General features: G+C 61.3%; 27 protein-coding genes. 12 read left to right on the top strand and 15 right to left on the bottom strand.

Going from position 1 to position 26,351, the window contains the following annotated elements; all coding sequences use genetic code 11:
• Positions 1–60 precede the first annotated feature (60 nt).
• Positions 61–213: a hypothetical protein gene (locus FHX16_RS13470; RefSeq protein ID WP_183862256.1), complete on the top strand. Its 153-nt coding sequence runs from the start codon at positions 61–63 to the stop codon at positions 211–213.
• 151 nt (positions 214–364) lie between these two features.
• Here the strand turns inward: FHX16_RS13470 and FHX16_RS13465 are convergent, their stop codons facing one another.
• From FHX16_RS13465 to FHX16_RS13430, 8 genes are all read right to left on the bottom strand, one after another.
• The gene (locus FHX16_RS13465) at positions 365–1,177 is read right to left on the bottom strand and encodes a cytochrome c (protein WP_183862258.1); all 813 of its coding nucleotides are present in this window, start codon (positions 1,175–1,177) and stop codon (positions 365–367) included.
• Positions 1,177–2,799: a b(o/a)3-type cytochrome-c oxidase subunit 1 gene (locus FHX16_RS13460; RefSeq protein WP_183862260.1), complete on the bottom strand. Its 1,623-nt coding sequence runs from the start codon at positions 2,797–2,799 to the stop codon at positions 1,177–1,179. Before FHX16_RS13460 ends, FHX16_RS13465 begins: the two co-directional genes overlap by 1 nt.
• Positions 2,789–3,346: a cytochrome C oxidase subunit II gene (locus tag FHX16_RS13455; RefSeq protein WP_183755802.1), complete on the bottom strand. Its 558-nt coding sequence runs from the start codon at positions 3,344–3,346 to the stop codon at positions 2,789–2,791. The genes FHX16_RS13460 and FHX16_RS13455 overlap by 11 nt, the downstream gene beginning before the upstream one ends.
• The gene (locus tag FHX16_RS13450) at positions 3,346–3,513 is read right to left on the bottom strand and encodes a hypothetical protein (RefSeq protein ID WP_016557089.1); all 168 of its coding nucleotides are present in this window, start codon (positions 3,511–3,513) and stop codon (positions 3,346–3,348) included. The genes FHX16_RS13455 and FHX16_RS13450 overlap by 1 nt, the downstream gene beginning before the upstream one ends.
• A 7-nt stretch (positions 3,514–3,520) precedes the next feature.
• Positions 3,521–4,792, bottom strand: a complete 1,272-nt coding sequence (locus tag FHX16_RS13445) for a cytochrome c (protein ID WP_183862262.1) — start codon at positions 4,790–4,792, stop codon at positions 3,521–3,523.
• Positions 4,789–5,466, bottom strand: coding sequence for a c-type cytochrome (locus FHX16_RS13440; protein WP_244919843.1), 678 nt, complete (start codon positions 5,464–5,466; stop codon positions 4,789–4,791). The genes FHX16_RS13445 and FHX16_RS13440 overlap by 4 nt, the downstream gene beginning before the upstream one ends.
• A gap of 181 nt (positions 5,467–5,647) precedes the next feature.
• Positions 5,648–5,965, bottom strand: a complete 318-nt coding sequence (locus FHX16_RS13435) for a hypothetical protein (protein WP_183862266.1) — start codon at positions 5,963–5,965, stop codon at positions 5,648–5,650.
• A 188-nt stretch (positions 5,966–6,153) separates the two neighbouring features.
• Positions 6,154–6,375, bottom strand: a complete 222-nt coding sequence (locus tag FHX16_RS13430; RefSeq protein WP_114714454.1) for a hypothetical protein — start codon at positions 6,373–6,375, stop codon at positions 6,154–6,156.
• A 211-nt stretch (positions 6,376–6,586) separates the two neighbouring features.
• Here FHX16_RS13430 and FHX16_RS13425 point away from each other — a divergent pair, with 211 nt between their 5' ends.
• A complete protein-coding gene (locus FHX16_RS13425) occupies positions 6,587–7,066 on the top strand; it encodes a hypothetical protein (RefSeq protein WP_183755807.1) in 480 nt (159 codons plus the stop codon).
• Between the two features lie 27 nt (positions 7,067–7,093).
• Here FHX16_RS13425 and FHX16_RS13420 read toward each other — a convergent pair whose 3' ends face one another.
• Entirely contained in the window at positions 7,094–7,795 is a 702-nt protein-coding gene (locus FHX16_RS13420) for a hypothetical protein (RefSeq protein WP_183862268.1), read from the bottom strand.
• A gap of 381 nt (positions 7,796–8,176) precedes the next feature.
• Complete coding sequence (locus FHX16_RS13415; protein WP_183755810.1) at positions 8,177–8,422, bottom strand: hypothetical protein; 246 nt, start codon at positions 8,420–8,422, stop codon at positions 8,177–8,179.
• 360 nt (positions 8,423–8,782) lie between these two features.
• On the opposite strand from FHX16_RS13415, the gene FHX16_RS13410 reads away from it, so the two are divergent.
• Entirely contained in the window at positions 8,783–9,874 is a 1,092-nt protein-coding gene (locus tag FHX16_RS13410) for a DUF475 domain-containing protein (RefSeq protein WP_183862272.1), read from the top strand.
• Between the two features lie 127 nt (positions 9,875–10,001).
• On the opposite strand, the gene FHX16_RS13405 is transcribed toward FHX16_RS13410, so the two are convergent.
• Positions 10,002–10,169 (bottom strand): hypothetical protein, encoded by a 168-nt coding sequence (locus FHX16_RS13405; RefSeq protein WP_183755812.1) that lies wholly within the window; start codon positions 10,167–10,169, stop codon positions 10,002–10,004.
• A gap of 197 nt (positions 10,170–10,366) precedes the next feature.
• Here FHX16_RS13405 and FHX16_RS13400 point away from each other — a divergent pair, with 197 nt between their 5' ends.
• The 4 genes from FHX16_RS13400 to FHX16_RS13385 all read left to right on the top strand — a co-directional run bounded on the left by FHX16_RS13400 (position 10,367) and on the right by FHX16_RS13385 (position 14,159).
• Positions 10,367–11,479, top strand: coding sequence for a 2OG-Fe(II) oxygenase (locus FHX16_RS13400; protein ID WP_183862274.1), 1,113 nt, complete (start codon positions 10,367–10,369; stop codon positions 11,477–11,479).
• Positions 11,480–11,615: 136 nt separating this feature from the next.
• Positions 11,616–12,197: a dienelactone hydrolase family protein gene (locus FHX16_RS13395; RefSeq protein ID WP_183862276.1), complete on the top strand. Its 582-nt coding sequence runs from the start codon at positions 11,616–11,618 to the stop codon at positions 12,195–12,197.
• Positions 12,198–12,376: 179 nt separating this feature from the next.
• Entirely contained in the window at positions 12,377–12,736 is a 360-nt protein-coding gene (locus tag FHX16_RS13390; protein WP_183862278.1) for an NIPSNAP family protein, read from the top strand.
• Positions 12,737–13,022: 286 nt separating this feature from the next.
• Positions 13,023–14,159: a DoxX family membrane protein gene (locus FHX16_RS13385; protein ID WP_183862280.1), complete on the top strand. Its 1,137-nt coding sequence runs from the start codon at positions 13,023–13,025 to the stop codon at positions 14,157–14,159.
• A 109-nt stretch (positions 14,160–14,268) separates the two neighbouring features.
• On the opposite strand, the gene FHX16_RS13380 is transcribed toward FHX16_RS13385, so the two are convergent.
• Genes FHX16_RS13380 through FHX16_RS13370 form a run of 3 tightly spaced genes read right to left on the bottom strand, consistent with a single transcriptional unit; the run spans position 14,269 to position 17,230 of the window.
• Complete coding sequence (locus FHX16_RS13380; protein WP_183755818.1) at positions 14,269–15,786, bottom strand: tripartite tricarboxylate transporter permease; 1,518 nt, start codon at positions 15,784–15,786, stop codon at positions 14,269–14,271.
• Between the two features lie 11 nt (positions 15,787–15,797).
• On the bottom strand, positions 15,798–16,289 hold the full coding sequence (locus tag FHX16_RS13375) for a tripartite tricarboxylate transporter TctB family protein (protein ID WP_183862282.1): 492 nt from the start codon (positions 16,287–16,289) through the stop codon (positions 15,798–15,800).
• Positions 16,286–17,230 carry a tripartite tricarboxylate transporter substrate binding protein gene (locus FHX16_RS13370; RefSeq protein ID WP_183862284.1) on the bottom strand — a complete coding sequence of 315 codons (945 nt, stop codon included), beginning with the start codon at positions 17,228–17,230 and terminating at the stop codon, positions 16,286–16,288. Before FHX16_RS13370 ends, FHX16_RS13375 begins: the two co-directional genes overlap by 4 nt.
• 314 nt (positions 17,231–17,544) lie before the next feature.
• Between FHX16_RS13370 and FHX16_RS13365 the strand changes: the two genes are divergently transcribed.
• On the top strand, positions 17,545–17,733 hold the full coding sequence (locus FHX16_RS13365) for a hypothetical protein (RefSeq protein ID WP_246712607.1): 189 nt from the start codon (positions 17,545–17,547) through the stop codon (positions 17,731–17,733).
• Positions 17,734–17,748: 15 nt separating this feature from the next.
• On the opposite strand, the gene FHX16_RS13360 is transcribed toward FHX16_RS13365, so the two are convergent.
• The gene (locus FHX16_RS13360; protein ID WP_183862286.1) at positions 17,749–18,816 is read right to left on the bottom strand and encodes an ABC transporter substrate-binding protein; all 1,068 of its coding nucleotides are present in this window, start codon (positions 18,814–18,816) and stop codon (positions 17,749–17,751) included.
• Between the two features lie 120 nt (positions 18,817–18,936).
• Here FHX16_RS13360 and FHX16_RS13355 point away from each other — a divergent pair, with 120 nt between their 5' ends.
• The 4 genes from FHX16_RS13355 to FHX16_RS13340 all read left to right on the top strand — a co-directional run bounded on the left by FHX16_RS13355 (position 18,937) and on the right by FHX16_RS13340 (position 26,351).
• Positions 18,937–20,790 carry a TPR end-of-group domain-containing protein gene (locus FHX16_RS13355; protein WP_183862288.1) on the top strand — a complete coding sequence of 618 codons (1,854 nt, stop codon included), beginning with the start codon at positions 18,937–18,939 and terminating at the stop codon, positions 20,788–20,790.
• Positions 20,791–20,861: 71 nt separating this feature from the next.
• Positions 20,862–21,539: a response regulator transcription factor gene (locus FHX16_RS13350; RefSeq protein ID WP_183862290.1), complete on the top strand. Its 678-nt coding sequence runs from the start codon at positions 20,862–20,864 to the stop codon at positions 21,537–21,539.
• Positions 21,536–22,918 (top strand): sensor histidine kinase, encoded by a 1,383-nt coding sequence (locus FHX16_RS13345; RefSeq protein WP_183862293.1) that lies wholly within the window; start codon positions 21,536–21,538, stop codon positions 22,916–22,918. The genes FHX16_RS13350 and FHX16_RS13345 overlap by 4 nt, the downstream gene beginning before the upstream one ends.
• Positions 22,919–23,027: 109 nt before the next feature.
• Complete coding sequence (locus FHX16_RS13340) at positions 23,028–26,351, top strand: DUF2126 domain-containing protein (protein ID WP_183862295.1); 3,324 nt, start codon at positions 23,028–23,030, stop codon at positions 26,349–26,351.

Here is a 26,351-nt window from a genome sequence, read left to right as displayed (position 1 = left end):
TACGCAACCACTCGACACCTATGGCCGACAACCAGCGAGGGCCGACCGATGGTGGGTGCAGTGCGTGACGGCGATTGGAAACTGGTGCGGAAGGCATCGCTGCCTCCAAGCGTCGAGTTGTTTGATCTTTCCAAGGATAAATCCGAAACCACCAATCTTGCCGATGGCAATGCTGACCTGCAGGGCCGGGTAACGGCGCTTGCTGCTGAATGAGACGCGCCCTTCTCGTCATGGAAGCGGTGCGCCTGACGTTCTTCGTGTCACCCGTCACACCGGATCCATCCGTTCTGTTCAATCTTGGGGACTGATGACCGACCATTCCATCCGATGGAATGCGGTAAACCGTTGGAGATGCTTGGCGGGCCTATTGGGTCAGAAAGGGCGGTGGCTTGTTGGCGTAGTATTTGGCCGCCTGCTCGATCTCTTCCGCGCTCATTGCGCGAGCGACGTTGCGCATCTGCTTGCTGATGTCGTTCTGCCTGGATCCGGACACGAACGCCTCAAGCTGCGTTTTGAGATACAGATCGGACTGCCCCTCCAGCCATGGGCTGCCAAGTTTGTTCTCGATATTGCCGTGGCATGATCCGCACGGAGCAATGCCACGCAGCGGAGCGCCGCTTTCGACAATTCTCGGCACCTCCATGCTTTCCGGTGGATGGAACCCCGGTAGTCTCGGCAGGTAGGCGTAGTAGGCGGCCAGATCCTGCATGTCCTGTTCCGACAATTTCAGGGCGAAAGGAGTCATTACGGCGTTGACGCGCACGCCATCCTTGAAATCGCGGAGCTGTTTATAGACCACACTTGCGTACTGCCCGGCGAGATTGGGCGAGTCGGCGCGGCTGACACCCGTCGGTCCATGACAAATGGCACATTGTTGCGCCAAGGTTGCGCCTCGACCGATCGCCTCCTCGTCGCGCTTGTGAGACACCGCAGTCGCAAGCTTTACCAATGATGTCTTATAGTCTGCGGTTACAACGTCGCCCGGATCCTGTTGCCGCGGCAGGCCTGCAGCCCGGCAAATCGAGTCCCAAATACCGGCGACCTGGGCCCCGGCCTCCCATCGGGGCAGCAACACAAAGCCAAGGACTGCGGACACTAGGAAGATTGCGGCCGTGATGGCAACACTGGTGGTTGTCCAGCGGTCCCGCGACGTCGTGACCTTGCGGCTATCTCCCATCAGCGTTCTCCAACGTAGACTGCCGGAACCGATGTGTCGTTGCGAACGGCCAGTTGGAGGATCGGATAGCCGTAATTCGTAACGGTCAGTCCGACCATTAATGCAATCCAGATCCCATGGCTGTTCAGGGCCGCTAGCACACGGACCGGCGGATGGACGGCTACGGCGAAGCGGTATTCCTCGATTTTGTCAGGTGCCCCCAGATGCGACCTCACCAGGACGACGATGAACAGGATACCCGACGCCACGAGGATGAAGCCACCGAGTGCCGACAGCACGACAGAAATGGCGTCGATAGCGAGCGCTGGATCGGAGTAATCGAAATACGACATTCTGCGGGGCATGCCGAGGATTCCGACCCAATGCCAAGGAAAGGTCGTGATGATCATTCCGATGAACCAAAGCCAAAGCTGCAGGCGGACAAGGTGCAGGCTCGCGAGAGGCCGGCCCGTGAGGTGGGGCCAGAAATCATAAGCGATCGCAAAATACATGATCACGATCGCGCCGCCGAAGATGAGGTGAAAATGCCCGGTGATCCACTGCGTGTTGTGTATCGAGGTGTTGAGCTGGTAGCTCATGTTGATGAGACCACCTGCTCCGCCGAACCCGAGCATGATGAACGAAAAGGCCATCGCGAGCATGATAGGATTTCGCCACGGCAGCGCCTTGATCCAGCCGAACGCCCCCTTCCCTCCTCGCAGCCTTGCGGCGATCTCGATCGATGCGCAAATCGTAAAGACCGTGAGAAGCGTCGGAAGCGCGACAAGCGCCGTGAACGCCGAATGGATGAACTTGAAGCCGGCGCCGACCTGCGGATCCTCGAACGCATGATGGATGCCGATCGGCATCGCCACGATAAGAAACAGAATGAAGGAGACCCTCGCCATCGTATCGCTGTAGATGCGTCCGCCAATGGAGCGCGGCACGATCGTGTAGTAGGCGATGTAGGTGGGCATCAGCCAGAAATAGACGATCGCATGCAGCGTCCAGGAGAAGAAGACACGTGCGAGCCCTGCGTCTATCGTGGATCTGAGGCCAAGCGCGACAGGAATGATCTGCAGCAGAAGTTCAAGCGCCGCGCCGACGGCGGTCCAGGCCCAGAGATACGATCCCGCGACGTTCGCAAACATGGCCAGCGGCACCGGCTTTGCCGGATTCGCCCGCTTCCATATCCTGAGGTTGACGGACATCAGGGCAACCCAGAACCAGGAACCCACCACGACCATCACCACGCCGATATAATAAAACGGGTTGCCGATTAGCGGAGGATAGAAGGTATAGAGGACCGAAGCCTGACCGAGTGCCACCGGGATCATCGCAACGACAGCACCGACGGCGATCAGCCAAAAACCTGCCCAAGCCCACCGCCCTCCGACGAGTTGCTGCTGGAGCGCGGCTTCACTGATCGCATATCCGAAGCCCATGGCAACGAGCGTCGGAAAGACATAACCCATGACGGTGCCATGCGCAGTCAACGACCGGTAGTACCATTCCGGATTGCTGATCCACGGGGAAAGTGGGCTGCGGATATACATCTGCCATGCGCCGAGCACCAGCGCGAGCGCGAATACCGCGAATGCCAGCCAGAAATGTGCGAGGATCAATTTCCGGTTATGGAGCACAGGAAAGCCTCCTCTTGTCCCCCATCTGTGAAAGGAACTGCTCTTTCGTGACAACCTGGACCTTGCCCCACATGCCCTCATGGCCAACGCTGCAGAATTCCTGGCAAGGCATCAGATGCTCGCCGGGCGCGTCAAACGTCGCCTTCTGAACGGACACGTAGCCCGGGACCAGCATCGTGTTGATGTTGGTGCCTTGGACGAGGAAGCCATGGACGACATCGGCGCTTGTCGCGCGGAAGGTAATCGGCGTTTCCGCGGGAACGAGAATGCAGGGCGGCGAGAAAGAATACTGCTGCCCGATCGCTCGCACCGTCACCGTGCCATCGCCCTCGACGGCGCTCCCGAGGTTGGATTCGATAAATTCTCCGGCCAAGTGAATGCTGGTCGGGTCGATCGTTTCAACGGTTGCCTGCGGCATCGTCGCCTGATGGATGCCCGCAAACGCGGCCATCCCGGCCAAAAAGACGATGATGAGGACCGAGACCGATGCCCATCTGCGCTCGACCCGTTCGGCGACGCCGGCGGAGGGATTGTGACCGTTGGCCATCAGCCGCTCCTCGGTATGAAAACAAGCAGATAGAAGAGCACCCAGATCAGCACCACGATAGCGGTCGCGATACCCGCAAGTGCAATGGCTCCGCTCGGTCCCTCTGACACGATGCGCTCGACCGTGGCATCATCTGGACCAGCGTTTGGTTCTTCCGAATTGATCATCGCGTCCTCACTGAAGTGGAGCCGATCGAAGCTTGTTTGCCTCTGCCGCATTGACGGGCGTGCCCCGGTTGCCCCAGGCGGTCCGGATGTAGGAAACGACCGCGGCGACTTCGTCGTCCGACAGACTGACCGCAAACGGCGGCATTCCATGCGGCATCGGATTCTTGTAGGTCGCGGGTGGGTACCCACCGTTCAACACCATCCGCACAGCGTTTACGGAGGATTCCATCTGGATCGACTGGTTCCCGGCGAGCGGCGGATAATGCGGCGGCCTGCCCTCGCCTTCCGCGCCGTGGCAGCTGGCGCACTGTTTGTCGTAGACGGTCTTCCCCAGGCTTCGAAGCAGACTAGCTTCCTGCGATCCGACGGAGGCGCGCGCCGGCTTCGGTTCGTCTTGCGCTATGCTCTTAAGATAGACGGCCATCGCGCGTGTATCTTCGTCGGTCATGTATTGAAGGCTGTTGTAGACCACCTCGGCCATAGGGCCGTAAACCGCACCGCGCGCGGAAATGCCCTTCTGCAGCAGGTCGGAGATTTCCTCGATGGACCAATCGCCCAAACCCGCCTCCTTGTTGGAGGTCAGAGAGGGGGCGTACCAGTCCTGCATGGGTATCAGTCCACCCTGAAAGGCTTTGGATTCCGAGCTACCGCCCAAGGCGTTGATCGGTGTGTGACACATTCCGCAGTGTCCTAGCCCTTCGACCAGATAGGCGCCACGGTTCCATTCATCCGACTGCTTCGGGTCGGGCTGGAACTCCCCTTCCGTGAAGAACAGCGTCCTCCAGCCAAGGATCAGCGATCGGTTGTTGTAAGGGAACTGCAACTCGTGGGGGTGGTCCGGCTGCCGCACGGCGGGGACGGTCTTCAAGTAGGCAAAGATGGCGTCGCTGTCTTCGCGCGTCACTTTCGTGTAGGACCCGAACGGCATCGCCGGGTAGAGCAGTCCTCCATCCGGGAAGCGACCGTCGTGCATGGTCTTGTAGAAGTCGTCTGCCGTCCATTTGCCGATTCCGGTTTCCGGATCCGGAGTAATGTTGGAGGTGTACAGCGTCCCGAACGGGGTTGGCATGCCACGGCCGCCGGCAAACAGTTTGCCCTCTGGTGCGGTATGACAGGCGATGCAATCCCCTGCACGCGCGAGATACTCACCTTTCTTGACGATGGCCTCAGGCGGTTGCTGTGCTTCCGAGTTCTGTGCGCCGGCGGGAACTAGCGTTCCGACAACAATCGCTGAAATCGTGGTGAGCAACAGTTGGCAACGTCGATTTTGCCTGCTCATGGCTTGTGTCCCCCATCTGGCTGGCTGCCACAAGCAAAGGGCAAGGCGAACGAACCGGCAGGTGCTGGCACCGGGTCCGTCGGAAGAGGCTGCCCGGCGAGATAGGCGGCAACAGCCCTGACATCGTCCTCGGTAAGCCTCCCGGCCACGAGTTGCATACAGTCGGGCGCGTTCGCCGTTCTGGTCCCATAACGCCAGCCACCCAATTGGGCGCTGATATAGCTCGCGCGCAGGCCGAGAAGACCGGGAATTCCCGGAGACTGACCTGTTAGTGGCCCACCGTGACAGCTGACGCAGGCTGGAATGGCCCTGTCCAGATCCCCTTGGGTGACTAGCGCTTGCCCATGTTCGAGGACGCTTTTGCTCGCGTCGGTGGCGGGGGGGCCGGGCAGCGCGGGGTGTTGATCGGCGAAGTAGTCGGCGAATTGTCGGAGATAGTCGTCAGTCAGAAAGGCCAACAGGTAGTTCATCGGCGGGTATTTCCGCCTGCCGCTCTTGAACGCTTCCAGCTGGTTGTAGAGGTATCCGGCGGGCTTCCCGGCCAGACGTGGAAAGTACGGGTCGTTCGTCCCCCTGCCTTCCTGCCCGTGGCACGGGGTGCAGGCCTGCACCCGATCCGCCATGTCGGCAGGATAGCTCTTGCCTTCCTGGGCAAGTCCTACGTCAAGACCCAGGAAGCTGAGACAGCACGTTAGAAGCAACGTCTTCACGAACACCGCATACCCTCCGTAGCAGTATCACATGAAATTTTCAGGCTTGAGCCGTAACAATATTCCCTTCCGGTAAAGCTGCAAGAGGCAATCGCCGGCACGAAGTAGCCCAAACGCCAAAGTGGTGGCACGCCTCGTCGGCGCGCTACGGGTTGTTGTAAAACGACCCGCTGTCGTAGGTGCAGGCGTAATCTAGGACGCACTGTTTACCGGTCGCATCCCGGAAGCTGGCGGTGGTGCGCGCATAGCCCAAGCCGCATTTCGCGGGCGGATAGCGGAAGCTGCTGCCGCCGAAACCGGACCGGACGAACACCTTCTTGTTCTGGCGGATGATCTGCGAGATCTGGCTACAGGTGTACGAGCGCGCATCGACGTTCAGCGCCGCGGCCGAAAAGGCTGTCGACGGCATCAATAACACAGTGGTTAGTATCGCGGCATTGATAGTGCGGGATGCGGCGCCCATTTCACCCTCCGAGAATGAGCATGGCGGGAAGACTATACTCGTTTTTGGCGAGCCGATAAATCGGCTGAAGGATCCCCGAAGTCGCGACAAGGCTCGAGGCTCGCCGGCGATGCCGGGCGATCGCAGAAAGCAGAACGCCCGCCAATGCGCGGGCGCTTCGTTCGATTTCATACGCAATGCGAGCCGCACTACATGCAGGCGGATGCGGTCTTCATGGCCGCCTCGGCAAGCGCCTTCGTCTTGTACGCACTTCCGACCGCCATCGCGTTCTTGCCGTCAGGACGTTTCGACACGACGCTACATTTGTTGCTGTTTGCAGCGTGCTCCACATAGTAGTGGCTACTTGCGGCCAGCGCCGGAGCGACGCCAAAGGCAAGGATGGCAACACTCAGAGCAATCTTCCTGATCATCGCATTCCTCCATCTTAGCTAGACCGGCGGTCTTGCTGCCGGTCCAACCGGTAGCTATCGCGCATGCTGGCTTTGACCAAGCGTCATTTCACCGCATGCCCAGGCTACCGAGATCTAGAGTCGTGCCTGTCGACCAATTTCGAACACAGAAGAGTGGCAAGTCGCTGCCGATACAACAGCACTGCTGAGACATGCATTACGAGGTAAACACATGAGACTGGCAACTTTGGCCGCTGCTTCGCTGCTCGCCGCAACACTGACCACGACGGCGGGCGCGGCGCCGCAGAATTTCCCTGGCGCCCCGGGGGCGCTGACGCTTGCCGGCAAGTGCGCCAAGCTCGTCGTCGGCAAGCTCGATGCGACGAAGGGCTGCGAAGGCGAACTCGCAAGTGTTACGCTGGTAAACGGCCAGGTCACCTTCATCTTCACTTCAGGCGGCAAGATGCTCGGCTTCCAGGGCGATGGTACTGCCATCAAGCCAGCCTCCAACGGCAACGCCCGCATGCCGCTCAACCTCGTGGTGACGGGCGTCGGCCAGAAGATGACAGGTCAGGTAAAGGTCGCCGGAACCTGCACGATGGGCAACCCGTACGGCGGCAAGCCGGTCGCGATCGAATGCACCGCCGAAAGCAAGGATACCGCCTTTACCGGCAGCTTCCGCACCAACGGTAAAGCGCCGAAGCAAAAATAGGCCAACGTTCGCAATTGCTGGCTGCGCTCAGGCGCACCAGCTGTTGCTCGCTCCGGGTTTGCGGGCCAATCCCTCGTTGATCATCTGCACGCCGATCGACCGACCCTCGCGCGACACGACATGCGGCGCGCCTGCTTTGCCGGGCTGCCCGGCGGGATTCATCGAGAAGGATCCGGAGTTCAGAATGTTGAGGAGCCGCAGTTTGGCGGCGAACCCCAACCGCTTCTCGTTGTCGCAACGGGCTGTCTCGATGGCGGGGCTGACGACGTCGGCGATCGCGACCTTCTCGCCCTTGTACCAGAACGTGCTTCCATCGGCGACGCAGTTGATGTGCTCGCCCTGCCCACAATAGCCGAAGGCCGCGCGGCCGGTCTGTGCCTGTGCCGGCGAGATGGAGACCGGGATTGCCTTTTCAGGCACGACGGGTGCCTTCGCGGGAATGGGGACCGCAGCAGGCGGCACCATTCGCGTCGCCGTGGTGATCGAAGCCGTCTGCCGTGGGCTGGGATCGCTCGCAGGCTCGCTTCGCGCGTTCGAGACCGGGCGGGAGACAATCGAGGCCGGCGCATGCGCAGCCAGCATCGGCTTCACGCTCTTCCAATTGTCATAGGTTGCAATGCCGCCCACGGCGATCGCCCCGATGACGACCCAGGGGAGCGCGCTGCCGCCGCCTCCCCTTCCCTTTGATCGTGCCGATGATTTGCGGCGGCGTGTCGCAGTCTTTGCCATCTGTCCGATTCCCGTGAACGCACGGGATTATCGCCGGGCAATCCTTTCCGAAAGGTTGGCAGCCGCTTCATTTCCAGCACTGATGTGACGATCCCGATGCTGCAGAGTGCTGCGACGACACGGCTGCACGGTCGCCACGGCTTTAAAGCCGCACCACCGCAGATGCCGTGTCCGCCTTCAAACGTATTGCCGGTTCCCAACGCGAACCCAGCGAATTAGTGATCTCGATTCTTTCCAGATCGATCTGAATATCTGCGGCTGCGCGAAGCGCCTGCATTCGATTTCATGCTTCATGTAAATGTCGTGCGGCACCAAAGTCGTTTTCATCTTTTCTCACCGGTTGTCGCGAATGGAAGCGTCGAAGTTGGGAACACCGAGACCTCAACGGGTCGGCTTAGCGATCGTGGAATCGCCATCCGTGACCGGCTTTGGGCCGCCCTTCGAAAGGTCGCCACCGGTGACGTGGGCGGGAACGTGGACGTCATCGAAAACGCCATGTGGCAGTGTCAGGTCGACGTGATGCGGCGGCAATACCTGCGCCTTCTGCATGCGGTTCGGGCGCGCCCGCTTCATTCGGTCGGACTTTTCCGTGCGCTTGTCGGGGGTATGGGTCGAGGGATGCATCATCGGCCTCCTTGTTATTGCGCGTGACACTGGGGAACCTAGGACTAACGACCGCGCCGTCGGATGGTTCCAAAGAAAAGAACAAAGCCCATGGCGTCGATCTTGACTGGCGTGGCAAGATCACTACCTTCGCCTTATCCCGCGGCCTCGGACATCGGCCGATGGGTCAACCTGGTGCCGGGCCCCTCTGGCGAGAGTTTTTACGGCGCTCTCGTGATGTCGGTACCGCCTGCAGCTTAAGCCGGCGGATTTTTCATCGATGAAAAAGCTCACCATGCCTTACGCGCATGCCCTTTGTGGTATGTCGCGTTTTTCACGTACACATTCTCTGTTCGACATCGTTCTTGGTTGCGAGGTGCGGCCATGACCAACGGTATCCCGCAAAAATCGGCGCTCAGCTATTTCACCTGGGCCTTCATTGTCACCGGCCTCGGCCTTGTCCTCGGAGCGGCCCTTGGCTGGCAGACGACAGGCACCATCGGCGGCATGGCGACCGTCTTCTTCATCTGCACGGTGCTCGCCGTGCTGGAGATTTCGCTCTCCTTCGACAATGCCATCGTCAATGCCAACAAGCTCAAGGAGATGACGCCGGTCTGGCAGCATCGCTTCCTCACCTGGGGCATCGTCATTGCCGTCTTCGGCATGCGTATCGTCTTCCCGTTGGCGATCGTCGCGATCGCAGCACAGATCGGTCCATGGGAAGCCCTGGTGCTCGCAGCCCGGGAGCCCGCGGAATACGCCCGCATCATGAACGATGCGCACCTGCCGATCGCAGCCTTCGGGGGCACCTTCCTGATGATGGTCGGCCTCAACTACTTCTTCAACCATGAGAAGGATGTCCACTGGATCGCTGGACTTGAAAAGCTGATGGCCCGCTCGGCCACGATCAAGGGTATCGAGATTGCCTTCGTTCTGGCGCTGGTCCTGGTGTTCTCGTCCTTCCTTGGCGAGGAAGAAGCCACGACCTTCGTGCATTGCGCCATCTATGGACTTCTGACCTTCCTGGCGGTCGAGGTGATCGGCGGTCTGCTCGATGCCTCGCAACAGACGATGAGCGCTGCCGCCAAGGGTGGTCTTGGTGCCTTCATCTATCTCGAAGTGCTGGATGCCAGCTTCTCCTTCGACGGCGTCATCGGCGCCTTCGCATTGACGCAAAACCTCTTCGTCATCGCGATCGGCCTCGGCATCGGCGCCATGTACGTGCGTTCGATGACGATCATGCTCGTCGAAAAGGGAACACTTGCCGAATATCGTTATCTCGAGCACGGCGCGTTCTATGCGATCCTGATCCTCTCGGTGATCATGTACGTGCAGACGATGTTCCATATCCCCGAGGTGATCACCGGCCTTGGTGGCGCGGCCCTGATCGGCATCTCGCTCTGGTCGTCGATCCGCTACAACAAGAAGGAGCAGGCGGAAGAACGCGCCGAGACGCACAAGGAACTGCACGCCTAATCCTTGCAAGCCGCATCGGCCGATGCGCCTTCATCACCAAAAAATAAAGCCCGCGACCATCCGGTTGCGGGCTGTTTCGTATCTGGCGATCCCAGATCGCCAAACCGCGCCGAGGCGCGCGGATAAGTTAGTGATTGATTCTGCCGAACATGCTCGGATCGATGCCGAGCTCGCGCAGATCGCGTGCTTTCGGACGGCGGCCAGATTCGACGGAGGCGCTTACAGCATTTGCAGCACCGATCATCGCAAAGGCGCGGCCAAGGAAACCATCGCGAATGGACTTACGGAAGGACATTTTCTTTCTCGCTTTTCTTTATGATTGACTGCTCACATATGGCGAGGCACCGGCTGGCCGACAAGCGGCGGGAATTCACCCCTGCCATGCAAGAATAGGCGATCAGAGTAGGCACGCGACAAGCGCGCTTAGCGGATACGAATCTAGCCAGATGGAATTTATTACTTTAGCATCCCTACAATAAGGGGAGTTAGTCTATGAAGTTGCACTTAGCGGCCGGAGACCCGGCGCCGCGCTTTATTCAGCGTACACTTTCCAACCCGCGTTATGTTTTCGACGTCGCTGCCGGGCGATACATGGTCCTTTACTTCTTTGGCTCCACGGCAAGTCCCAACGTCACCCAAGCGCTGGAAAAGATCCGGTCGAGACCGGCAGTCTTCAACGGAAGCAAGGTTGCCTTCTTCGGCGTAACAGTCGATCCGAAAGACGAAACCCATCAGGGCATTGCCGATCAGAAGCCCGGCATCAAGTTCTTTCTCGACTTCGATTTGAGCGTCAGCAAGCTCTACGGCGCAGTCAGCGCCGATGCGCAGCAAGGCGGCGTCGGCGTGACCTACCGTCAGGTATGCGTGGTTCTGGATCCGACGATGCGAGTGCGGGCGACCTTCGTGCCCGGCAAGGAAGGAAGCGGCATAGACGAATTGATCGCCTATCTAGAAACGCTACCACCGGTGGAGCGGTCCAGCGGCCTGGAAATGCATGCCCCGGTCATCGTGCTTCCCGATGTCTTTGAGACCGATCTCTGCCACGAACTGATCAACCTTTACGAACGACATGGCGGCCAGGAGTCCGGATTCATGCGCGAGATCAACGGAAAAACCGTGCTCGTCTCGGACCACAATCACAAGCGCCGCAGAGATCACACGATCGAGGACGATGCGCTGATGGCCGAATTGCGTGGGCGGTTCATCCGGCGCATCATTCCCGAAATCAAGAAGGTCCACCAATTCGAAGCCACGCGAATGGAGCGATACATCGTCTCCTGCTACGATGCCGATGAAGAGGCTCACTTCAAGCCGCATCGTGACAACACCACGAAAGGCACCGCGCATCGGCGCTTCGCGGTTTCGGTCAATCTCAACAATGATTTCGACGGCGGCGAGGTCAGTTTTCCTGAGTATGGCAACCGAACCTACAAGGCCCCTCCGGGCGGCGCGGTGGTATTTTCCTGCTCGCTCCTGCATGCCGTATCAAAGGTCACCCGTGGCCGCCGCTATGCGTTCCTGCCCTTCCTCTATGATGAGGCTGCCGCCAAAGTGAGAGAGGAAAACAGCGCAAACATCGAAGATGGCGCCAACGCTACGGCGTGACCCGCGGCGAAGTCCGCCGAACGACAACAAAGGGGAGTGCAAAGCCGTTCGTCTTGACGAGGCGGCAAGTCATTCGGTACCTGCGCTGGTGGATTTATCCAATGCCTGCCATAGCTTATGCGTCAGGAGGCGCCTGATGGCTGAGGTCTTGCTGTTTCATCACGCACAGGGATTGACCGCTGGCCTGCACGCCTTCGCTAAGCAGTTGCGGAACGCCGGGCATATTGTTCATGCGCCGGACTTGTTCGATGGGCAGACCTTCCGAAGCATCGACGAAGGGCTTTCCTACATCAACGAGATCGGGTTCGAGGAAATGCGCGAGCGCGGCGTCCGCCTGGCGGAGGAACTGCCCTCGCGGCTCGTCTACGCCGGCTTTTCCTTTGGCGTGCTGCCGGCACAGAAGCTCGCACAGACGCGATCCGGGGCGCGGGGAGCGTTGCTCTTCTATTCCTGCCTGCCGATCAGCGGCGAGTGGTCGTTCGGACCATGGCCGGAGGGCGTCCCTGTTCAGATCCATGGGATGGACGCCGATCCGATCTTCGTCGGCGAAGGCGATATCGATGCGGCCCGCGAAATCGTCGCAACAGTCAAGGATGCCTCGCTCTTTCTATACCACGGCGACCAGCACTATTTTGCCGACTGCTCGCTACCATCCTACGATGCCGAGGCCACCGCAGTGCTGACCCAGCGGGTGCTTTCGTTCCTGGAGCGCCTGTAACGCGCGTGGACGGCGCATCGGCATAGATCGCATCCATATTCCCCAACATAGAGCGCAAGGATCGATTGGACACCGATTGCTAACGCGAGGCATCAGCGTGCATGTCATCTGATCGTTCGTCTCGATGGACTTTCCTGATCAGCCATGCCACCGGTGCGTAATGGAGGCGAGGAGGCGCTATGTCCGAAGATCCGATAACATGCGAGGTTCGTTATCGCATCGATGCGAGCGCGCTCAGCGAATTCAAAGCCTATGCGCAAACCTGGATCAGGCTTATCGAACGTCACGGCGGGACACACCACGGATACTTCATTTCACGTGAGCCGCCGAACGGGGCCGGGGTGAGCTTCCGGGGCCTAGGAAAGGACGGTGGTAACGACATCGCTATCGCGCTGTTCACTTTTCCAGACGACGCAACCTATCTTCGGTATCGTGATGCAGTCGCCATCGACCCTGACGGTATCGAGGCAAACGCACGGTATGGGAAAAATCCGCCGTTCAGCAGCTATGAGCGTGTTTTCTTTCAACCACTTGAATAAGTGACATTTTTTGCAAATGCGCTCATTTGGCGAAGCCTCGCGAGACAAGAGTTTGGCCCTGTCGACGTAGCTGCCTTCCCCCTGGGGGTCGACCTTGGTCTCAGGTTTGCCGCGACCAAGGTGCCAGACCGCTCACTCCTTAGTCGCAAAGACCGCGGGACCTTGTTCTCTACAAGGATCGCGCGAGCGATGCTGAAATACGGGCAGCGTTTCAAAAAACCTCGTTGCTGAGCGGAGGGCCACCGCCTTCCGAGCGGTTTGCTGCGTCCAAATCCGGAGAGCAGAAATGGCTACGTTCAAGTTCAACGTTCAGGACACGATATTCAGCACAGCACGGACCGACGAAGGTCCGCCATCCCCTCAAGTGGCGAGCATAAGGGCCTATTTCACCCCGCTTCTCCTCGAGGCAACCCTCTGCATTCTCGCGATAGCGACGTTGATGGTGTGGTCAACACCCGCCGAAGCCCATGTCAAATGGTTCACATCATTTGACATCGCTACGCCCGCGAGACCTTTTTCGGAAACGCTGGCAAGCCCCTGGTTCTGGCTTGCCGTCGCCATCGCGGTCCCACTTTTCGCAATGACCGCCGTCGTTGAACGGACCGTCATCGGCACCAGAATTCTGATGCTGATGGACAGCGTGTCGGAACCGCTGTGGAATCGGGCCGACGACTTTGTTCGCGCCATAACGGCAGCCTTTTTTGTCGCCATCTTCGTCATTGGTGGCGTCTACCTCACCCCTGATCTTCCGACCCCTTCGGAGTGGGTTTCATGGAGCCAACTGGCAATTGCAGCCGGTCTCTTCTCCCGCCGAACAATGTGGCTTTCTGCCATCGGTGTACTCGGGCTTTGGATTGCCGCTCTTCATCAGTATCAGATTTTTCATCTTCTCGACTATGTTGTGCTTGGGGTCGGCGTTGCCGGCTATCTGGTGTTGTTTTCGGTCAGCGAGTCCCGGTGGCACAAACAGCGCTTCAACGTTCTACGCTGGGCGATCGCCGTCACGCTGATGCGCTCCAGCTTTGAAAAATTCGCCTATCCTGAATGGTTCCAGCCGCTGGCGCAGCAAAAGCCGTTCCTGACCTTCGGGATGCCGATCGATGTATTTCTGCCGATGGCCGGTGTCGTCGAATTCACCCTTGGCCTTGGATTGCTCTGGACACCACTTATCCGCCGATCTTCAGCCATTGCGTTGATTGTCATCTTCAGCGCGGCGGTGGTGCCGTTCGGAAGGCTGGACTTGGTGGGCCACAGCCTGATCATCATGATGTTGGTGATTGCGACCGTTGACCCGACACGCGATACACAGGTCGCACCCGCATTCAAAAGGGCGATTGTCGGTGTTCCCGCCGGTTTTGTCGCGGCTCTGGCGATCTTGGCGCCCACCTATTGGAGCCTGCACATGGCGCTCTATGGTCACTAAGGCCAAAAGCGGGTCGACACGCTCCGGCATCCCCCTTACCAGATGAAAAGGCCGGCGAAGGTTTCCCATCGCCGGCCACAGTAAGAGAGGTTCGGGCAGTCTTTTTCTTTTAATCCTCGTTTGCCGCAAGCTGCGACAGAACCTCGCCGCGTCCACGCAGGCGCAGGATCAGTGGGATGATGAAGGCGGCAGCTGCGACGATCAGCAGTCCGGCCGCGATCGGGGACATCACCAGCGTCGTCACATCTCCCTGGCTGATCGCGAGCGCGCGACGCAATTGCTGTTCAGCCAGCGGGCCAAGGATCAGGCCAACGACCGCGGGCGCGATTGGATAGCCGAAGAGCCGCATGATGTAGCCGAGGACGCCGAAGCCGAGCAGCATGCCGAGTTCGAACACCGACGGGTTGGCGCCAATCGTGCCGAGCGTTGCAAACAACAGGATGCCGGCATAGAGCCACGGCTTCGGGATCGTCAGCAGCCGCACCCAGAGACCGATCAGCGGCAGGTTGAGCACCAACAGCATCGCATTGGCGATCAGCAGGCTGGCGATCAGGCCCCAGACGATCTGCGGGTTGTTCGCAAACAGCAGCGGGCCGGGCTGCAGCCCGTATTGCTGGAAGCCGGCGAGCATGATCGCCGCCGTCGCCGTCGTCGGCAGGCCGAGCGTCAACAGCGGCACCAGCGTACCAGCGGCCGACGCATTGTTCGCAGCCTCCGGACCGGCAACGCCTTCGATCGCACCGTGGCCGAACTCCTCGGGGTTCTTCGCCAAACGCTTTTCCGTGGCATAGGACAGGAACGTTCCGATCTCGGCGCCGCCCGCCGGCATCGCGCCGATCGGGAAACCGATCAGCGTGCCGCGCAGCCATGCCTTCCACGAACGACCCCAGTCGGCCGCTGTCATCCACAGCGAGCCTTTGACCGCCTCGACCTTCTCCTCGCCACGATTGCCTTGAGCGGCGATATAGAGGGTTTCACCGATCGCAAACATCGCGACCGCAAGCGTCGTCACCTCGACGCCATCGAGCAGATCGGGAACGCCGAACGAAAGGCGCGCTTGCCCGGTCTGCTGGTCGATGCCGACCATCGCAAGGGCAAAGCCGATGAAGAGCGAGGTCAAACCGCGCAGGGCCGAATCCCCGAAGGCCGAGGAGACCGTCACGAAGGCGAGAACCATCAGCGCGAAGTATTCCCGTGGCCCGAAGACCAGTGCGAGCTTGACGATATAGGGGGCGATGAAAGCCAGGCCGAGTGTTGCGATCAGGCCGGCGACGAACGAACCGATCGCCGCTGTCGCGAGCGCCGGTCCGCCGCGGCCGGCCCGGGCCATCTTGTTGCCCTCCAAGGCCGTCACGATCGAGGCGCTTTCGCCGGGCGTATTGAGAAGGATCGACGTCGTCGAGCCGCCATACATGCCGCCGTAGTAAATGCCCGCGAACATGATCAGCGAGCCGGCAGGATCGAGCTTGTAGGTAACGGGAAGAAGAAGGGCGACGGTCAGCGCTGGGCCGATGCCCGGCAGCACGCCGACCGCGGTGCCGAGCGTCACGCCGACGAGCGCATAGAGCAGGTTCATCGGCTGCATGGCGACCAGGATGCCCTGGAAGAGGAATTCGAAGGTGCTCATCGCATCCAATCCTAGAAGAAGATGTGTTCGAACGGCCCGGCAGGCAGGGTCAGCTGCAGGAGCTTCGCGAAGATCACCCAGACCACGAAGCTGAAGGCGATGCCGGCGGGGATCGAAAGCCAGAGCTTGCGACGTCCGAAGCCAGCGGCGGTGAACGCAAACAGAATGCCGGTCGCGATCGAAAAACCTGCGGTTTTCAGGAGCAGCATCTGCGCGGCGAGACCGGCGACCACCCATACGACAGGGGCGACTTCCTGGTGCTCGCGCTCCGGAAACTCGCCGCGCCAGGCCTCGAAGATCGTCCAGATGCCGAGACCGATCAGCCCGAAGGCGACCACCTTAGGCGCCGTTGCCGGGCCGATCCGGGCATATTGCGCGATCGCCTTCATATGGAAGGCATCCCAGAGCATGACGGCAGCGACGGCGAAAAGACAGATGGCAATGACCAGCGCCGCCCAATCAGGGCGGCGCTTCGTTGCCAAGGGTTCATTGACCCTGCTCATTGAACAAGTCCGATCTCTTTGAGAATGCCTTCGGTTGCCGAAACATCCTTGTCGAGCTGCGCCTTGAAGGCGTCGCCGGCAAGGTAGGTGTCAGCCCAGCCCTTGGTCTTCAGGATTTCCTGCCAGCTGGCGGACTTCGAAAGCTTGTCGAAATCGGCCGTAATCGCCGCCGTCTGCTCAGCCGAAAGGCCGGGAGCAGCGGCAACCATGCGCCAGTTCTGCACCGACACGTCGAGGCCGGATTCCTTCAGGGTCGGAGCGTCGACGCCGTCGATACGCTGCTCGCCGGATACGGCCAGAAGCCGCAACTGTCCGGCCTTTACCTGCGATTCGAATTCGCCGTAGCCGGAAATGCCAGCCGTGACCTGACCGCCGAGAATCGCGGCGAGCGCTTCGCCGCCGCCGGAGAAGGCGACATAGTTGATCTTCGTCGGATCAACGCCGGCAGCCTTGGCGATCAGGCCGACCGCGATATGGTCGGTACCGCCCGCCGAACCGCCGCCCCAGGAAACCGAGCCCGGATCCTGCTTCAGCTTGGCAACGAGATCGGCCATGGTCTTGATGTCGGACGCGGCCGGAACGACGATCGCTTCATACTCACCCGTCAGACGGGCGATCGGCGTAACGTCCTTGAGCGTCACCGGCGACTGATTGGTCAGGATCGCTCCGACCATCACGTAGCCGCCGACGATCAGCGCGTTTGCATTGCCGTTATTCTGGCCGGTGAACTGCGCCAGACCAATGGTGCCGCCGGCGCCCGGAACGTTCTGAACCTGAACATTGCCAGAAATGCCTTCCTTCTGCATGACCGTTTGCAGCGAGCGGGCCGTCTGGTCCCAACCGCCGCCGGGAGCGGCGGGCGCCATGATGGTGTAGTCGGCCGCATAAGCCGGCAGCGCGACCGCGGCCGCGAAAATAGTTGCAAGAAGAGTATACTTCACGAGTGTGTCCTCCGTGGGCACGGCTGAGAAACCGCGCATTGTTCTCGATGGAATCGGGAAGGACACCGCAGACGGACTCCGAGGTCCGATACGCTGGCAGTTCCTCCCGAAACTTCATCTCTCCGCCTCCACGGAGCTGAAGTTCTGCAAAGCGGACCACAACAAGCTGTCATTTAGCTGACATAGCTTAGGTATCCACCCCGTACAGACACTTTTTTGCCGCAATCTTGGCCAGACGCAAAAAAGATAAAACTTCAGAGCCGATGGAACCCGAGTGCCATTCCAGCGTTAAGAGCGCTAAGGAGGATTGCGCCATGAGTTCTCACGTCGATACCAATCAAATCGAAAATGAGGGCTTGCGCCAGGTGTGGAGTGTGCGCGATTTCGCACGCCGACACCGGCTGGACAAGGAGGAGGAAAAACGTCTCCTCGCGCTCTTCGGATCCTTCGCGACGAAGCAGGAATTGCTGGCCAACGCTCAGCGGCCCTGCTCTTTCCGATAACTCAATCCGCAGTTCCTATTGGGTACGCAGCACTTCATTCCAGTGCGCGATCAGTCGCGCACGCTTGACCTGATCCAGATACACCATCAGCCCAGGGCTGACGGGCACAGGACGGAGTTGCGCACCAAGAAGTTCCTGCATGGTATTGGCCGTATTCTCGCCGGCGACTTCCGGGCTGACGGCCGGAATCTGCAGCTCGCGCGCCATGATCGTCTGGCCCTCTTTCGACATGAAGAAGGAGAGGTAGCGCCGTCCGAGTTCCGGCTCGCCCGCCGCCTGCGGCACGAGGCCGATGCGCGACATCACGACGGTATAGTCCTTCGGCAGCACGATCCCGACATCCGGGTGACGCTTGGCCCAATCGGCGGCGTAGGAACCAAGAATATTGTAGCCGAGAACGAAGCGGCCATCCGACACGCGCTCCAGAATGGCCGAACTCGTCGAATACAGCTTGACGCCCGCGGCTCCCATGGCGCCGATGACCGACCAGATATCTCCGAACTGCTCCTGGTCGCGGGCCATGAACAGAAAGCCGACACCGGAACGCTCGATGTCATAGGTGCCGATCCGCCCATGGATCGCATCGCCCTTCCGCTTGAGGTAATCAACGAACTCGGCGCGCGAACTCGGCGGCGGCTCGTTCACGAAGCTTGGCTTGTGATAGACGAACACGGCCGGCTCGAAGGTCAGCGCATAGGCGGTATTGCGCCAGTTTGCCCATTTCGGCCAGCGCGCGCTCATCGGCAGGTTGCTCACCTGCGCATAGCCGTCGTTGGAGAGCTTCACCTGCAGGTCCATCGCCGAGGAGAAGGCGAAATCGGCGGTGCGTTTGCCGGCATCCGTCTCGCGCACGATGCGGTCGTAGATTTCGCCGGTCAGCATGTCCTCATACTTGACCGCGACATCCGGATTGGCCTCTTGAAATCCGCGGATCATCGGCTGCGCAAGCGGCTCGTCAAGCGAGGAATAGACGACCAGTGTCGGAGCCGCAGCATTGCCTGACGGCGCGGGATAGAACACCTCATCGGCCAGGGCCAAACCCGGACAAAGCAACAGGCACGCAAGTAAGAACAGTCTCCTCATCCCCCTAAGATGCATGACCGCGAAGGGCGACACAAGGCACCCGCCAATTGCGTAGCCGATCGCTCCTCGTCCGGCGGCGCAAAACACGCTAGAGTTCTGTGGGTTCGACCGGAGAGCACCTTGGAACGACGTTTGACCGCCATTCTTGCCGCCGATGTGGTTGGCTACAGCAGGCTGATGGGCATCGACGAGACCGGGACGCTTGCCGCGGTCAACCGTCACCGAAAGGAACTGATCGAACCTGCTCTCGCCGGGCATGGAGGACGGCTGGTCAAATTGATCGGCGACGGTCTGCTGGCGGAATTCTCCAGCGTCGTCAACGCCGTGGCATGCGCCGTCGACATTCAGCGCGGAATGCAGCAGCGCAATATCGGGGTGGAGCAGGAGCAGCGGATCCAGCTTCGGATCGGCATCAATCTCGGCGACGTCATCGTCGAGGATGGCGACATTTTCGGCGACGGTGTCAATATAGCCGCACGGCTCGAAGGCATAGCCGCGCCGGGCGGAATCGCCGTGTCCGCCTCGGTGAACGACCAGATCGGCTCGAAGCTCGACCTGCGCTTCGAGGACATGGGCCATCAGACGCTGAAGAACATCCGCCAGTCGGTGCGCGTCTATACCGTACTGTTAGACCGGCCAGCGGAGCGACCGGCGCCGGCGACCAGCATCGGCCGATCGAACGAACAATCGATCCTTGTCTTGCCGTTCACCAACATGAGCGACGATCCCGACCAGGAGTATTTCTCGGACGGCCTGACCGAAGACATCATCACCGACCTCTCGAAAATCTCCGACCTCGCCGTCACGCCACGCAACACGACCTTCACCTACAAGGGCCAGCAGGTGAAGCTCGGGCAGATCGCACGGGAATTGTCGGTGCGCTATGTGCTGCAGGGCAGTGTCCGCAAGGCGGGTGCACGCGTCAGGATCAGCGCCCAGATGATTGATGCCGGAAACGAGAACCATCTATGGGCCGATCGCTATGATCGGGACCTCACCGACATTTTTGCGATCCAGGATGAGATCGCTCACGCAATCGTCCACCAGCTGAAAATCAAGCTCCGCCCTGAGGAAAGGCTGGCGATCGAAAGCGATCCGACGACGAGCGCCGAGGCCTATACCTACTATCTGCGAGGTCGCAAATTCGCGCGGACGATGACCATGCCATATCTCAACCTGGCAAGACGCATGTTCGCGAAAGCCGTGGAACTGGACCCTTCTTACGCGCGTGCCTATGCCGGCATTGCCGATTGCGATTCCGCCCTGCACATCTGGTATGCCGCGCAGCTACCGATCAACGACATCCTGGCGATGAGCGCCAAGGCGCTGGCCCTAGATCCCAACCTCGCAGAGGCGCATGCCGCCCGCGCGATGGCGCTCCATCATGACGGGAAGGACGCCGAAGCGCTCGTCTACTTCGAAAGCGCCCTCGCCCTCGATCCCGACCTCTTCGAAGCAAACTTCTACTTCGCCCACAGCCACTTCCGGCGGGGCGCCTTCGAGCAAGCCACCTTCTACTTCGTGCGTGCGGCCGCACTTTACGAAAACGACTACGTTTCCCCCATTCTGCTAACGGCATCCTACCGCTCTCTCGGCCAGCCGGACGCGGAGCGCCAATGGGCGCAAGAAACCATCCGGCGCTGCAACCGAGCGGCGGAGCAGAGCCCGGATAGCTCATCACCGGTGCACCGCGCTGGTCTCGCCTACGCCCATCTCGGCGATCGCCAGCAGGCCCTGTCATGGACGGAACGCGCGCTCGCACTCGATCCGAGCGACGCGATCACGCGCTACAATGCCGCCTGCGTCTACGCCATCCTCGGAGACACCGAACGCGCCATCAATCTCCTGGAGCAGCTGCGCCCGAACAGCTCCTTCTACCAGCTCGAATGGTTCGCCAACGACTCCGACCTCGACAACATCAGGTCCGACCCGCGGTTTCAGAAGCTGCTCGCGGACATCGCGGCACAGCGGTAGATCCTGCGCTCAGCCCGTCGTGACATCGGCCGCGCCACCCTGTATCCTTTTCAAAAATAAAGGGAACATCCGTGCGCATTCTACTGGTGGAGGACAATATCGCGCTGGCTGACGGGCTTTCGGCGATCTTGCGCGGCACCGGCCATGCCGTCGATGTCGTACATGACGGCGCTTCCGCCAATGCCGTGACGGCAGCCGAGAATTTCGATCTCGTCGTGCTCGACCTGAACCTGCCGGAAATGGATGGCCTCGAGGTGCTGCGCGCCATGCGGGCCCGGCAGAACCAGTCGGCGGTGCTGATCCTGACGGCGCGCGGCACGCCGGAGGAGCGCGTCAAGGGCCTCGATCTCGGCGCCGACGATTATCTCATCAAGCCCTTCGATATCGCCGAATTCGAGGCGCGCGTCCGCGTCCTCCTGCGCCGCCAGGCCGGGCTGCATTCGGCAACCGTCAGTTTCGGTGGCCTGTCGCTCGATCTTAACTCGCGCGCCTTTTCTGCCGGCTCGACGCCGCTAGATATCCCCGCCCGCGAACTCGGCCTGCTCGAAATCCTCTTCATGCGCGCCGGCAAGGTCGTCGCCAAGGAAGCGATCATCCAGTCGCTGACTGCCTTCGACGACGACATTTCGGCCAATGCCATCGAGCAGTACGTCAGTCGTCTCAGAAAACGCCTGTTGCCACACGGCCTGACGGTGAAGACCGCGCGCGGTATCGGCTACTATCTCGACAAGCTGCCCGAGGCCTCATGACGACGGCCTATTCGCTCCGACGAAGGCTGCTGTTCTGGCTGCTGATCTCGACCGCCATCATCGGCATGGTCGCGCTCGCGGACACTTATCGCGAGGCCGTGCAGACCTCCAACATCGTCTCGGACCGCGTGCTGGCAGGCTCGGCGCTCGCCATCGCCGAACGCGTCGTCGTTGCCGAAGACGGCACGCTCGAGGTCGATATCCCCTATGTAGCGCTGGAGATGCTGACCTCGGCGGCGCAGGACCGGGTCTTCTACCGCGTCGACGGGCCTCCCGGAAAATTCATCACCGGCTACCAAGCGCTACCCGTGCTTTCCGAGACCGTGGGCGACACCGCCGCGTTTGCCGATGACACCTTCCGCGGCGAGCCAATCCGGGTGGCGACACTGAAGCGGTCGGCCTCGACAGGCATCCGCTCCGTGCCCTTCGCCGTGACCGTCGCGGAGACGACGATTGCCCGCCGCCAGCTCGCCCGCGCCATCCTGTTCCGCTCGGCACTGCGCCTCTCCCTGATGATCGCAGGCGCCGCCGTCATCGTCTGGATTTCGGTCACCGTTGCGCTCCGCCCGCTCTACAAGCTGCGTGACGCGATCGGCGAGCGCAGCCCCGATGACCTGCATCCGATCGAACAGTCCGTCCCGAGCGAGGTGCAGCCGCTCGTCGATACGGTCAACGGCTTCATGGTGCGCCTGCAATCGGCGCTCGACGCGCTCCGCAATTTCACCGGCAATGCCAGCCACCAGCTGCGCACGCCGCTTGCGATCATCCGCACCCAGCTTGCCCTCTCGGCCCGATCAGGCACCTTGGCCGAAGCCCAGGGCTCGGCCTTGAAGGGCGACCAGGCCGTCGCTCGCGCCGAACGAATCCTCGCACAGCTGCTGCTGATGGCGAAGATCGATGCGGCCGTGGCAAAGGAAGCGCTGACCGCCTCTTCGATCGACCTGACGGCAATTGCCCAGGAGATAACCGGCGAATTGATCCCCACGGCCGCCGAGGCCGGCATCGATCTCGGCTTCGAAGGCGACCGCCCTGCCCTTATCCGCGCCGAGCCGCTGCTGATCGGCGAACTGCTGCGCAACCTTGCCGGAAACGCCATCGCCTATGCCGGCACGGGCGCCGAGGTGACCGTCCGGATATCCGAGACCGACGACGCCGTGCGCCTCGAAGTCGAGGACAACGGCCCCGGCATTCCCGCAGAGAAGCTCGCCGCCGTCCGGCAGCGTTTCTCGCGGGGCAGCAACTCCGGAGCACCGGGCGCAGGCCTCGGCCTGCCGATCGTCGAGGAGATCGCCGGCCTCTTCAATGCCGCCCTCGCGCTCGAGGCCGGCTGCAACGGCAGAGGCCTCAAGGCCTCCGTAACCTTTGCAAAGGCGACGTAAAGGCTTAGCCGGCTTGGCCTTTCCGCCTTGCATTCTTTCGCTGCATTGCACACACTGCTTTCGGGAACAGCAATGCCGCGCAACGTCGCGGCGCCGGATAAGGCGAAATATGTCGATCAAGGCCAGCATCTATCACCTGACGCATTACAAATACGACAAGCCGGTCCGCCTCGGACCCCAGATCATCCGCCTCAAGCCCGCGTCGCATTCCAAGACGCGGGTGATGAGCCATTCGCTGAAGGTCTCGCCAGCGAACCATTTCGTAAACCTGCAGCAGGATCCCTACGGCAATTATCTGGCCCGTTACGTCTTCCCCGACCCGGTCACCGAGTTCAAGATCGAAGTCGATCTCGTCGCCGACATGACGGTCTACAATCCCTTCGATTTCTTCGTCGAGGAGAGCGCCGAAATGTGGCCCTTCTCCTATCCCGAGGAGATCAGGGACGACCTGAAGATCTACATGCAGCCGCAGCCGCTGGAGCCGGCGCTGGCGGCCTACCTCGCCGGCATCGACCGCACGCCGATGCGCACCACCGATTTCATCGTCGGCCTCAATGCCAAGCTCAAGGGCGACATCGAATATGTCATCCGCATGGAGCCCGGCGTGCAGTCGCCGGAGGAGACGCTGAAGCTTGCGCTCGGCTCCTGTCGCGACACCAGCTGGCTGCTGGTCGAGATCCTGCGCAATCTCGGCTTCGCCGCCCGCTTCGTGTCCGGCTATCTCATCCAGCTGACGCCGGATCTGAAGGCGCTCGACGGCCCCTCCGGCACCGAGGTCGATTTCACCGACCTGCATGCCTGGGCGGAAGTCTATATTCCCGGCGCCGGCTGGATCGGCCTCGACCCGACCTCGGGCCTCTTGACCGGCGAAAGCCACATCCCGCTCGCCTCCACGCCCCACTATCGCAACGCCGCCCCGATCTCGGGCGCCCTCTACGGCCACGCCAACACCGAATTCGCCTTCGACATGAAGGTCTCGCGCGTCGCCGAGCATCCGCGCATCACCAAGCCCTTTTCCGACGACAGCTGGGACGAGCTTAACGCGCTGGGCCGCAAGGTCGACGACATCCTCAAGGCCGAAGACGTCCGCCTCACCATGGGCGGCGAGCCGACCTTCGTCTCGATCGACGATTTCGAATCCGAGGAATGGAACACCGCCGCCGTCGGCCCGACCAAGCGCGAGAAGGCCGATATCCTGATCCGCAAGCTGCGCGAGCGCTTCGCCCCTGGCGGCTTCCTGCATTACGGCCAAGGCAAGTGGTATCCCGGCGAAAGCCTGCCGCGCTGGACCTTCTCGCTCTACTGGCGCAAGGACGGCAAGCCGATCTGGCGCAATCCTGATCTCATCGCCGGCGAAGGCAAGGACACCGGCGTCGTCGCCGACGATGCCGGCAACCTTCTGAGCGCCATCGCCCGCGAACTGGCTATCGACACCGACATGGTGCTACCGGCCTACGAAGATCCGGCCGAATGGATCATCAAGGAAGGCAGCCTCCCTGATAATGTCGATCCCTCCAATTCCAAGCTCAAGGACCCGGAGGAGCGCAGCCGCATCGCTCGCGTCTTCGAGCGCGGCCTGACGACGCCGACAGGCTACATCCTCCCCGTCCAGGCCTGGAACGCCAAGGCGTCGGGCCAGCGCTGGATGAGCGAGCGCTGGAAGACCCGCCGCGGCAAGATCTTCCTCGTCCCCGGCGACAGCCCCGTCGGCTACCGCCTGCCGCTCGGCACCCTGCCCTACGTGCCGCCCGCCCGCTTCCCCTATATCCACCCGGCCGATCCCTCGATCCCGCGCAAGCCTTTGCCCGAGGTCTTCGTCCCCGCTGGCCGCGCCATGCCGGAGGCCTCGCGCCACAGCGACGACACATCGGCGCAGAGCCGCGTCGAGCAGACCATCAGTGACATCGGCGGCGCCGTGCGCACCGCGATCTCGGTTGAGCCGCGCGACGGCAGGCTCTGCGTCTTCATGCCCCCGGTCGAGCGCATCGAGGATTATCTCGAACTGATCGCGGCCGCCGAAAACGCCGCCGCCGAGCTCGGCCTGCCCGTCCATATCGAGGGCTATTCGCCGCCGCAGGACGAGCGCATCAACGTCATCCGCGTCGCCCCCGATCCCGGCGTCATCGAGGTCAACATCCACCCGGCGTCGAACTGGCAGGACTGCGTCGACATAACCACCGCCGTCTACGAGGAAGCCCGCCAGACGAGGCTCGGCACCGACAAGTTCATGATCGACGGCCGCCACACCGGCACCGGCGGCGGCAACCATGTGGTAGTCGGCGGCGCCAATCCCGGCGACAGCCCCTTCCTGCGCCGACCGGACCTGTTGAAGAGCCTGGTGCTGCACTGGCAGCGCCATCCCTCGCTCTCCTACATGTTTTCAGGTATGTTCATCGGCCCGACCAGCCAGGCGCCACGCATCGACGAGGCCCGCCACGACAGCCTCTACGAACTGGAAACCGCGCTCGCCCAGATCCCCGCGCCGGGCCGTGGACCGACACCCCTGCCCTGGATCACCGACCGCCTGTTCCGCAATCTCCTGATCGACGTGACCGGCAACACTCACCGCGCCGAGATCTGCATCGACAAGCTGTTTTCGCCCGATGGCCCGACGGGCCGCCTCGGCCTCGTCGAGTTCCGCGGCTTCGAGATGCCGCCGAACGCACGCATGTCGCTGGCCCAGCAGCTTCTGGTCCGCGCCCTCATCGCCCGCTTCTGGCAGAACCCCGCGGATGGCCGCTTCGTGCGCTGGGGCACCACGCTGCACGACCGCTTCATGCTGCCGCACTTCGTCTGGCAAGATTTCCAGGACGTGCTGGCCGACCTCAAGCAGAATGGCTTCGATCTCAGCCCGGAATGGTTCAAGGCGCAGCTCGAATTCCGCTTCCCCTTCTGCGGCGAGGTCGAATACGAGGGCGCAAAGCTGGAGCTGCGCCAGGCGCTGGAACCTTGGAACGTCATGGGCGAGGAAGGCGCGATCGGCGGCACCGTGCGCTATGTCGACAGCTCCGTCGAGCGCCTGCAGGTGCGGCTCGAGACCGGCAACGCCGCCCGCTACACCGTCACCTGCAACGGCCGCACCGTGCCGCTGACGCCGACGGGCACCTCAGGCGTCTCGGTCGCCGGCGTCCGCTTCAAGGCTTGGCAGCCGGCGTCGGGATTGCACCCGCTTCTGCCGGTCAACACGCCGCTCACCTTCGACATTTATGATACATGGTCGAAGCGTTCGATTGGCGGCTGCATCTATCATGTTGCCCATCCGGGCGGGCGTAACTATGACACCTTCCCGGTCAATGGTAACGAAGCTGAAGCAAGGCGTCTGGCGCGATTCGAGCCGTGGGGGCATACGGCGGGCGGCTATATTCCGCCGGTCGAGAACGCCTCGCCGGAATTCCCGCTGACGCTGGATCTGAGGCGGCCAGCGGGCATCTAG

The sequence above is a fragment of the Rhizobium sp. BK661 genome (assembly GCF_024808825.1).
Taxonomy (GTDB): Bacteria; Pseudomonadota; Alphaproteobacteria; order Rhizobiales; family Rhizobiaceae; genus Rhizobium.
The sequence above is the reverse complement of the archived record's forward strand: the minus strand, read 5'-3'. Positions and strand labels throughout refer to the sequence as shown.